The following is a 9094-nucleotide window of genomic DNA, read 5'->3' on the forward strand; positions in this document are numbered from 1 at the left end:
TCTCCTTGAATTCCTTGCTATGCCGCCGGCGCCGTGTCGGCTGCACCACATCCTGGACAACCTCGACTTCGTCCGTCATGTACACCTGTCCATTTAAAATTTGAATGGACATGATCGTCGGGCGGCATGACTTGCCGATCAAGATGACTTCGCCGGGTGCTTACCGCGCAGGGCACGGTATTCCGCTACCACATCGTTGATCCCGTAGCCATGCGCGAGACGATCGTCCGCGTGCTCGCGGGCGACCCTGTCCAAAGCGGATTGTGCATCGTGCCGATCGCCGTACGACTTGGCCTTCTGCTGCGCGTCAGTTTGCGGTTCGCGCATATCTGCCGCAATCCACATCAGGATGTCACAAGCCGAGTTCCGCAGCTGGGTCTCGGTGAGACGGGTGTCCGTCAGGCTGACTGTGCGCGCATATTCTGTCCAGTCCGCAACCAGCGCAGAAAGATTGGTTTCAATGAAGTCCGACGGGCTCATGATTCCCTCGGTCGTTGACGGCCGCCATGCGACCAGTGGCGCTGCGGGAAAGCGGATAGCTGCGCGGCGCCCAGTGCCAGCGGGACCCCGGCAGAGCTGTCGCGACGGGGGATCACCTTGTCCACCAGGTCCGCGCAATGGCCTGACAGCGCGGTCCAGCAGAATACAGGTTCGTGGTCACCGCCGCTTTCGAGCAGGGTGATGCCAGCGCTACCGGCGTTGCACAGTGTAAGAGCGATGTCGGCCAGTACCTGCAGCACGGGACTGGCCGACCCGGCGAGCGCCTGCGCGAGTCGATGCGGGCGTTGTTTTCCGCCGCAAAATCAGGCGCCGGCCGGGACGTCCTTCCACTTCCGGGGTAATGAGCGCTCCCGCTCGCCGGACGCGGCTCACGACAGGCGACGCGGACGGTTCGATCGTAAGAACCTCCGGAATTTCATTGGTCGCATAGCGCGGGAAAAAACTACCGACTGAGTAAATTTTAGTGCGTGCTACGCAACCGGGCCAGCGCTGCAACGCCAGCGGCCGCGGCGCCACCCCGAATTATTCGGCGCGGGCCGCCGCACCGCGCATATCAGCGGCCATCACGTCTAAACCGGCGTCAGCCGTGGTCTGGCCAAGCCAGTGACTTCCGACTTGCTTATCGTTCTGTTGGCGGTATTGCCTGTTTCCGGCTCGCGGAGAAAGGTGGCGAACCTCTCTGAATCAAATAACCAGTTGCTAAGGGATATTCGAACCCTCAAAGATGGTCTCGCGGCCGCCCATGCAGAACCGGACAAGGGTTCTGGCTTTGCATAACAGACGATGCATGGTTATCCTTTTTATTCCAGCCAACGTCCCGATGGCAATGACAACCGCAAAAGTCTGTCGATATGTGGTTGTGACGGAAGAAAGATACGACCGGGATGCATGGCGTTCGGAGTTCTTTGTCAGCGTCGAAGATCCGGACCCCGCCGCGGCTTTATTCCATGAGGGTGACTGCAGTCCGCGGTTCGAAACTGCCGATGCTGCTGCGAGCGAGGCGCTTCGGCGAGGTGTCGAATTCGCCAGTTCGTTGCCCGACCCTTACGTGATCGGACTATTGACGCTTCGCAGCTAGAGCCGGCTCGATTGCAGGCCGCCGCGAATAACGCCGCACGGACATCGAGATCAGCCACAAGGAGACTCCAGACTGCTGCGCGCGAGATGCCCGTCACGCCTCGACGTCAAAACCGCCGTCATGTTAACGGTGCTCACCCTCTGCCGAGGACAAGGGGGCCGTCCCGAGCCGACGTGCGCCTTACGAAACGAAGTCTGTGGCGCCCATGGCAGGTAAGCCCTGCGGGGATGGAACAGGACGGATCTGTCAGCTTGATGGCTTCGCAATGGAAGTCGCCGTCCAGCCGCATATCAGCCGGATGCTGCACCGCGACGGCACCATCGTGGCATGACGATCGCCTTCGAAAAAGTCTTTCCCACATATTGATCTATCGCGCATTCCAGCATTAAGATGATCGCCTTGGCGCGCGACCTCCTACCCGAACAGGAGCGCATTCCGCAGCCGCCATCCCCGAAATGATCCTGCTCGCGAAGCGAGGCCGACGGATCAGGTTCCCAGCGAAACGGCAGGTGTAGCCAGGAGACGGAGATGCTAAGTCCACGTGAATTCGCCACCCCCATGCTGCTCAAGGATGCGCCCGACCTGATGTGTCTGGACGGTGCGGATCTGGAGGCGCTTCTGGACCGCCAGCTCGTCACGCTGGAACAACTCGCATCCGGCCAGCAACGCCCGCTCATTACCAGCGACGGACACCTGCTCCTCAAGGCTGCCGCTCGTGTCCCGAACGACGAATGACACATCTTGCGTAATCCGTTCCGCAGTCAAGGAGTATTCCGTGGCCGAATCGTGGACAGGAATCGCCGTCGGTCTGTTTGGGCTGACTTCCGCCGTGCTGCTGGTTGCCGCTCACTATCGACGCGAATTGATCCGGCGGCGGCAACTCAGGCAGATGGACCATCGTCATTGTTGGGACGTGATGCAGCACAGGCGCTGAATGGGCGCTTTCGGATACAAAGCGCTCTTCGAAATGTCCAATTGCCGACAGAGGCGAACATCGCCTCATGGCCGACAAGGCCCGCTCGATGTTCGCGTGACCGGTCATTCGCTGATGCGTGAGCGATTTTGCAGACAGCATCTGCAAAATTCGTTCGGTCGGCCAAACTGCCCTTCTATTTGCAAGACGGTTTGTGGCGAAGCTGAGAGAGTGGTGACGGGAACTGACGGTTAGTTGCGATTTTGCACACCGATGCGAGTTGACAAATTTCTATCCGCAGTTGAGACAGATTTAATATGTTCTACGGCAATGGAAAGCGCGAACTTCTGACGCTATACGACATTGTCGGTACGCCGATTCGGCGGCACCGTAAGGTCAAGGGTGTCGCAAACCCGTTCGACCCGCAGTAGGAAAGTTATTTCGAAGAGCGGTTAGGCTTCGCGATGATGGACTCGCTCAAGGGCCGGATGCGGCTGATCCGGTTGTGGCTCGATCAGCAGCGGTCCTGTCCAGCCTGGCATCAGTTGATCACGAAATCCAGTGGGTGGCGTCTACTTCACTTGGAACGAAAGATCGATGGCGGAAAGGACACGATTCGTAACCTGACGATGCTTCACCGGATTGTCATCGGATCGCGCGTGCCCTCGGAGTCTCAGTAGTGAAACCGTTCCCGGCAATGGGGCTTTGAAAGGCTTTGGCCGTGTGCGGGGAAACTCGCATGCACGATTCTTAGGGGGCGGCGGTGCAGTAATGCACCGCTGCTACCCGACCTCAATACCAATTCAGGCAACGTCCCGAGGAAACCACGATCGGTCCCATTCCACAATTGCGTAGGAATACGACCTATATGTTGAATCTTTGGTCTTGACAGATTTTCGTCAGGTATTGGAACTGGTCCTTTTGGTGTTCACTCGCCCGGTTAAAGCTGATTCCAGCCCCGGTCGAATCCAGGCACACGACCGCAGCCGCGGACTCTTCCCGGCATTTCGAGTTACCGGCGAGCTGCCCTGCGGCCTTGGCGCGACGCTGCGATCGCTTCGCGCAGATCCTCCAGCATCGCACTGACGTGCACACCCGCGAGATCGCGCGCGGCCTGCGCGGCACCAAGTTCGCGGCGCAGTTCACCCATTTCGAACTCGAGCTGACGGATCCTCGCACGTGCGTCCTTGAGCGCGGCCGTCGTCAGCTGCAGCTCGCGTGCGCTCTCGTCGTCCGCATTGGATGACACCCCTTGGCCGGCCCGTGCATGCAGCGGCGCGACGCTCTCGCGCAGCAGTTCGCGCAACAATGGCGTGAGCGAGGCGCGCAGCGCGTCAGCATCGACGGTGACGGGATGTCGGGCGTCTTCACGTTTCCTGCGCTGCGCCACCGCGGACAGTTGTTTTACGGCGGCAGCCGTTGCTACGCGCGAGTCAGCAGGAAGCAGCGCGGACGCTTCGGCAGCCGCCTGTACGGCGCCACGCTCGAGCGCCTGCGCGCGCAACACCGCGGACTGGATTGTCGGCGTACTGGGGCGCCGACGTACTCCGACCTGCGGCGCGACATCCCGCAACAACCGACCGTAGGTCGTGGCGCCATAGACACGGCCCGTCGTAGCGCGTACCGCCGCAACGAGCCCGTCCAGAAAACCCGTGTTGTCCCGAGGGAAGTGACGGTCGAGCATCGCAACCGCACTCGAGATTGCGCGCACCTGCGAGTCGCTCCATTCGATTCGGGGTCGTCCCATTTGCCGCACCCTCAGAACAGCAACGCCTGGCGCGGATCGCGCGCGGGCGGCCGGGAGGCGGTGGCCCCCTTGCGACTGCGCGCGGAGGCGCGGCGCTGTGCAACGCGGCGCAGATGCGCGATCAGGGACACGATCTCGACGCCCGCCGTAAGGGTCAGCGCAAAGCGGCCAATCTCACCCGGCGCAGTCGCCGAACCCGCGCGCAGCGACGGCCGCAGCGCCAGGCGCCGCGCGCGGGCGAGCAACTGGCCGCGGCTCATTCCGGGCCAGCAGTCGGCGACGAACTGGCGGACGGTGGCGGGCAGTGACTCGGGCGCGACATCGCCAGGCAGCGCCAGGGCAATGAGTTCGAATGCATTAGCCATCGTGGAACCATCTCCTTCTATCACCTCACGCGAATCGGACTGAGCGCTGACCACGCGGTCGCCGCCAGCGACGCGTGCAATCCAGCGTCGCCCCAATTCGGTCACCTGAGGTATAAATAATGCGCATTATTATACCTCTCCTCCTCACTGCCTGGCACCGCCACCTGGATATGGCAAACAGGCAGGCCTGTATAAAGTACCCGCGCTGGATCACTTCGGTACGGTCGCGGCTTCGCGCATAGCGACGGCGGAAAATCAGGGCAGCGGTACGCTCCGCCACCTGCCGAACGTACGCAGCCAAGGACACGGGATCCCGACATTGCAATTGGCAAAAGGTGAGCTAGAATCAGGTGCACTCTTCACCGGGAGATTGCTCACCATGCAAATGGAAAGCTGGGTCGGGACAATCGAGCGCGAATGGCATCAGTTGCGCCACGCTGACCCTACACTGGATGTCGAAAAGTTCTCGCGCCACGTCATTGCGGCAAACAAGACTGGATTCCTGTCACCGGAGTCGCTCGCGGCGATCGCAAATGCACTGCTCACCAGCACGTTAAACCGCGCACCCCATCTGGGCCGCTGGTTGCTGGAGCGTATTGGCGCGAACCGCCATCCCGCCTGGCGAATGGCCATGGCTATTTCTCTCGTCACACCAACAGGAGGAGAGGCGGACTTTGGCAGAGGTAACGCGATTCTTGAAGACGTGATGAAGGACGAGACCGCGGACGGTCGTCTGCGCGGCCTGGCCGCCGCGGCGCTTGCCGACAGTGCACGGCTCGGGCGCGGCATGCAGCTGGACGCAATCCGTGCGCGCTCGCTGTACGAGCAGGCCATTGACCTGGGACACAATGCCTCAGCACACAACCTCGGACTTTTCTGGGAAGGTGTCTGGGGTGCGGAAGACAATAGCGTTGTCCGGGAGCGCACAAAGGCCATGCAAAGTTATCGACGCGGTGGCGAAGATAAACGTTGCCAACGCCGTCTGGAAGCGCTGGGTTGAGACCCTGTCGGCGTGACACCCCGCGCGAAACGGTGTCTCACTTCGAATCATGGATGACGTTTCAATGACTGTTTCCTCCTTTGCGTCACCCTTTTGCGGTCAGCCGCTCCACCGCTGCAAGGTAGCGGGCCTGGGAATCGTCAACATTGCCTTTCTGCCCCGCGCTCAGAACGTCGTACAGATGCCCGGCGACCACCGAGCCGATCGCGTGAATAGCATCGTGCCGCGTCAGTCCTTCGCTTATGAGGCGATGCATGGCCAGGACCACAGGGTCGAGACCCATCGCAATCTGGTTTTCCACGACGGTATGAAGCACGGCGTGTGCGGTGACATTTGGAAGTTTGACGTGCGCCGCCCGATGCCAGGCCTCGGCCAGGGCAATGCGCTCCTGTTCGTCGAGTTCGAGCCATGAGTCAGGCTCGGGCGCGTTTTGAGGGTTGTACGCTTCCATGCTTCACTCCTTTCAGTAACTGATCCGCACTGTAGATCACCCTCAGCCCGCAAAAGCGGCAGACCGCTTGCCTTCACATTATTGGGCCGCGCAGGGGAGTTTGTATGGCGCGGCAGGAAATGAGGCCGCAAAGACGCAACTACTCCATTACCGGGCTCTTAGAATAGCCCGGTTTGCCTCTCGTCCTGCGCTGGCGGCAAAGAGGCTCGGGCGCGCCGGGCCCCGCCGCGACGCGCGAGTCGGCGCACATGAGCTACGAGCTCGGCGCGCGCATCGTCGGTCACCAATACGAGTGCATAAAACTGCACGCCGTCGGGCCTGCGTTCGGGGCGCGCCCGCAGTGAAGCGCGCAACGCGAACCGACGTGCGCGGTCGAGCAACTGCGCCCGGCTCATTCCGGGCCAGCACGCGGCGACGAATTGGGATACGGGCGCCGGGAGCGATTCAGGTGCGCAATTGGCGGGCAGCGCCAGAGCCACGAGTTCGAGGCGATAGGCCATGCGAAGCGGAGAAGTCCGGAACATATAATCGTGGTGGAAACTGTGTTGCGCGACAACGGTCTCGCGGCGCTTTTTATCCAGCAATCGCGGCCTTGGAGAAGTCGCTCGTTACTACGTCTACGTCCAGGCGGCTCGCCTGAAACGACGTCGGTTCGCCCCCCGTCTGGTAACGATCCATAAGTAACAGTTGTTCATCGTAGGCTAGGTCCGCTACAAATTACGTATCATTCACTACGACAGAATCGACGGCGCCTAGACGCCATCGTTTTACGACCGCACCGATCAGCTTTTTGCTACCCCTAGCAAAAATTCGCCGTGAAACAAATGTCGGGAACAGCGGAGAAGCGTTGACGAACGGGGCTTCCAAGCAATTGAAAACAGTTTCGCAATGTTTCACGAAGGTACCGTATCCGCCGCCGCTATGGTTCGGGGACCCGGCTATTAGATCGGGGTCGCTGTTGGTTCCGTAACAGAAACCGGTACGGTGTTAGCGGTGGCAGTTAACTTGGCATAACTAAATGAAAGCCGTCGGGCTCAGTCCAAGCCTTAGACCCCTGCGCGACGGACCCACGCCGCAACTCTATCGCTGGGGGGCAGGCTCAGGAGAAGCGTTTATCCTGCCAAACAGCACCTCGAGCACCGTTAATGACGAGCAGCGTCGTACGTCGTGCAGGCCGACCCAGCTTTTTAAAAGCCGTGTCCGACAGCTTCTTGTGCTGTGGATGCTCGAAGCACAGTCGTCGAATGGCGGCTGCGGGCACCGCTTCGTCGATCAGGCCGTGGCAATGCGGAATGTAGATAACGGTGCACCTCGGTGTGATCCAGTTCGCGCAGACGCCTTGCTGATCTTCCGTCGGGCTCAGCGAGGATGCGCCTAGAAGTTCAAGTATCCGCTGGTCGACTGGTCGTGTCGCTGGCAGGCACGAACCGGCGGCAGTTGTGACGTTATTTCGCATGGGAGTCTAGGACCTGGGCCAAGTGACTTGCAGAATGACAGCAGAGCAGCGCTCGCGGACCGCTCACCACGTTTGGCCGGCTATACGCGGTGACAAGCGGTCCGGGTGTAATGAAGCGACCACGATGGAGAGATTGCGATGCTGTCATAACTGCGGAGTCAAGAATCCGCCTGGTACGCCACGGATTCGGGGCTCGCTCCCGAGTGCCACCCTCGGGAGCCGTCCCCCGAAATCATCGCGGACCGCGCTTGTATTTCCCCGTGCGGCGCACGGGCCGCAGCAAGGCTGCATGCGATCGTGAACTGGCATCCGCGAATTCGGCAACGCTCGGCGCGCTTGCACTGATGCGGGACAAGATGAGCAAGAACCTGATGGAAATCGGTGCGCACTCGTCACCCATGCCTTGGTGATATTCGAACGCATCGGCCGCGTGACGGCAGAGCTAAGCGGCAGCCACGGATAAATCGTAGAACGGGCTATTGCAGGTTCCGAGTAACGATATCTCGATGCGTGCCTATCTGTATCACTGGCCCGATTCGCGAGACGCTGCGCCCCTGTTATAACGAATTGGAGCGACTCATTCTTAGGTATGTATGCCGTGAGCAGACCGCGATGTCGAGCATTGGTACCCATGTGTGCGATCGCCACTTGTAGTTCATGGCTAACTCGGATCCAAAAGGGATCGGCGAGGGCAAACTGAGGCGTTCATTGCGGTGGCGTCCGCTTGTCGGCCCGCTTTCGCCGGAGTTGCAGCGGTTCGCGGTGCTCGTGCTAGTGGGTTTCCAGAGGGGCTGGTAGCCGTGCAAAATCTATCCGGCAAAAACCCTGGGCGGCAGGCGATCTCCTGGCTACCGGCTAGAATGAATATCACATCGCCGTCGACAAGACGCTGCCCCAGCTGCTCTAGCGTCGCTCGCCGCGCCTGACGGCATCCCCGACCGGATTTGTGCGCGTTACACCGAGCCGGCGCCCAGCCGCCCGTGTTGCCGAAAGAGCCTGCCTTCGGGGCGCGTCCGAAAGGGAAGTCGACGTCTTGTGCGCGCGCTGTGCTTCCGTGGCCACGACGTGGTGCTCAACTTCACGGTCTGGCGCTTTTGTCGTCCCTCGTCGTGCCGAACACGGTCGAAGCAAAGGTAAGTTATCTGGGTGCCCGCGGGATGCTCACCGGGGACAAGTTCGAGTCGAATTCGCTTTTCGACGTCCTGACCTCTGATGCTGTTGTTGAAAGGCATCACGAAAGTGTGCCGGTGTTGATTGCAACATACGGTATCTCGACGAAGCCAGTCGTCTACGCGGCTTTTCTTCTCGATGGCGTTGTTGTTGGCAGGAACGCGATTAGAGGGTGTTAGGCACTTTTGCTAAGGGTTGCAAAGTGAACAAGCATAAGCACGGAGAAGACGACGAAGTGCAAGCCAGCCAGAGTTTCGGGCAATCGCTCGTAGTCTCGTGCGAGTCGGCGGAAGCGGTTGAGCCAGCCGAAGCTGCGCTCAACCACCCAGCGGCGCGGCAACAGCACGAAGCCTTTTTTCGCCTCGGGCAACTTGATGACCTGAAGTTCAATCCCCTCGTCAAGCGCCGCCTGT

General features: G+C 60.5%; 10 protein-coding genes. 3 read left to right on the forward strand and 7 right to left on the reverse strand.

Translation table 11 applies throughout. The features are described from left to right. Positions 1 to 138 precede the first annotated feature (138 nt). Both AB3X96_RS41385 and AB3X96_RS41390 read right to left on the reverse strand, forming a co-directional pair. Entirely contained in the window at positions 139 to 480 is a 342-nt protein-coding gene (locus AB3X96_RS41385) for an RsbRD N-terminal domain-containing protein (RefSeq protein ID WP_368594268.1), read from the reverse strand. Next, the gene (locus AB3X96_RS41390) at positions 477 to 740 is read right to left on the reverse strand and encodes a hypothetical protein (RefSeq protein WP_368594269.1); all 264 of its coding nucleotides are present in this window, start codon (positions 738 to 740) and stop codon (positions 477 to 479) included. Before AB3X96_RS41390 ends, AB3X96_RS41385 begins: the two co-directional genes overlap by 4 nt. A 1367-nt stretch (positions 741 to 2107) precedes the next feature. On the opposite strand from AB3X96_RS41390, the gene AB3X96_RS41395 reads away from it, so the two are divergent. Both AB3X96_RS41395 and AB3X96_RS41400 read left to right on the forward strand, forming a co-directional pair. Next, positions 2108 to 2314, forward strand: a complete 207-nt coding sequence (locus tag AB3X96_RS41395; RefSeq protein WP_368594270.1) for a hypothetical protein — start codon at positions 2108 to 2110, stop codon at positions 2312 to 2314. Positions 2315 to 2354: 40 nt separating this feature from the next. After that, positions 2355 to 2513: a hypothetical protein gene (locus AB3X96_RS41400; protein WP_368594271.1), complete on the forward strand. Its 159-nt coding sequence runs from the start codon at positions 2355 to 2357 to the stop codon at positions 2511 to 2513. 991 nt (positions 2514 to 3504) lie between these two features. Here the strand turns inward: AB3X96_RS41400 and AB3X96_RS41405 are convergent. Beyond that, on the reverse strand, positions 3505 to 4176 hold the full coding sequence (locus AB3X96_RS41405; RefSeq protein WP_368594272.1) for a hypothetical protein: 672 nt from the start codon (positions 4174 to 4176) through the stop codon (positions 3505 to 3507). A 74-nt stretch (positions 4177 to 4250) separates the two neighbouring features. Then, entirely contained in the window at positions 4251 to 4604 is a 354-nt protein-coding gene (locus tag AB3X96_RS41410) for a hypothetical protein (RefSeq protein ID WP_152854516.1), read from the reverse strand. Between the two features lie 379 nt (positions 4605 to 4983). On the opposite strand from AB3X96_RS41410, the gene AB3X96_RS41415 reads away from it, so the two are divergent. Further along, entirely contained in the window at positions 4984 to 5604 is a 621-nt protein-coding gene (locus tag AB3X96_RS41415) for a sel1 repeat family protein (protein ID WP_368594273.1), read from the forward strand. A gap of 85 nt (positions 5605 to 5689) precedes the next feature. Here AB3X96_RS41415 and AB3X96_RS41420 read toward each other — a convergent pair whose 3' ends face one another. From AB3X96_RS41420 to AB3X96_RS41430, 3 genes are all read right to left on the reverse strand, one after another. Continuing rightward, positions 5690 to 6055: a hypothetical protein gene (locus AB3X96_RS41420; RefSeq protein WP_368594274.1), complete on the reverse strand. Its 366-nt coding sequence runs from the start codon at positions 6053 to 6055 to the stop codon at positions 5690 to 5692. A 1099-nt stretch (positions 6056 to 7154) separates the two neighbouring features. After that, complete coding sequence (locus tag AB3X96_RS41425; RefSeq protein WP_368594275.1) at positions 7155 to 7511, reverse strand: hypothetical protein; 357 nt, start codon at positions 7509 to 7511, stop codon at positions 7155 to 7157. Between the two features lie 1345 nt (positions 7512 to 8856). Beyond that, positions 8857 to 9094, reverse strand: a 238-nt coding sequence (locus AB3X96_RS41430) for a transposase (protein WP_368594276.1), incomplete at its 5' end; no start/stop codon positions are given.

It is taken from the genome of Paraburkholderia sp. BR13439 (assembly GCF_040948805.1).
Taxonomy (GTDB): domain Bacteria; phylum Pseudomonadota; class Gammaproteobacteria; order Burkholderiales; family Burkholderiaceae; genus Paraburkholderia; species Paraburkholderia youngii.

Bases quoted from the DNA above. Each gene is read 5' to 3' on its own strand.
- AB3X96_RS41385 (WP_368594268.1), bottom strand. From the start codon at position 480: ATGAGCCCGTCGGACTTCATTGAAACCAATCTTTCTGCGCTGGTTGCG.
- AB3X96_RS41395 (WP_368594270.1), top strand. From the start codon at position 2,108: ATGCTAAGTCCACGTGAATTCGCCACCCCCATGCTGCTCAAGGATGCG.
- AB3X96_RS41405 (WP_368594272.1), bottom strand. From the start codon at position 4,176: ATGCTCGACCGTCACTTCCCTCGGGACAACACGGGTTTTCTGGACGGG.
- AB3X96_RS41410 (WP_152854516.1), bottom strand. From the start codon at position 4,604: ATGGCTAATGCATTCGAACTCATTGCCCTGGCGCTGCCTGGCGATGTC.
- AB3X96_RS41415 (WP_368594273.1), top strand. From the start codon at position 4,984: ATGCAAATGGAAAGCTGGGTCGGGACAATCGAGCGCGAATGGCATCAG.
- AB3X96_RS41420 (WP_368594274.1), bottom strand. From the start codon at position 6,055: ATGGAAGCGTACAACCCTCAAAACGCGCCCGAGCCTGACTCATGGCTC.
- AB3X96_RS41425 (WP_368594275.1), bottom strand. From the start codon at position 7,511: ATGCGAAATAACGTCACAACTGCCGCCGGTTCGTGCCTGCCAGCGACA.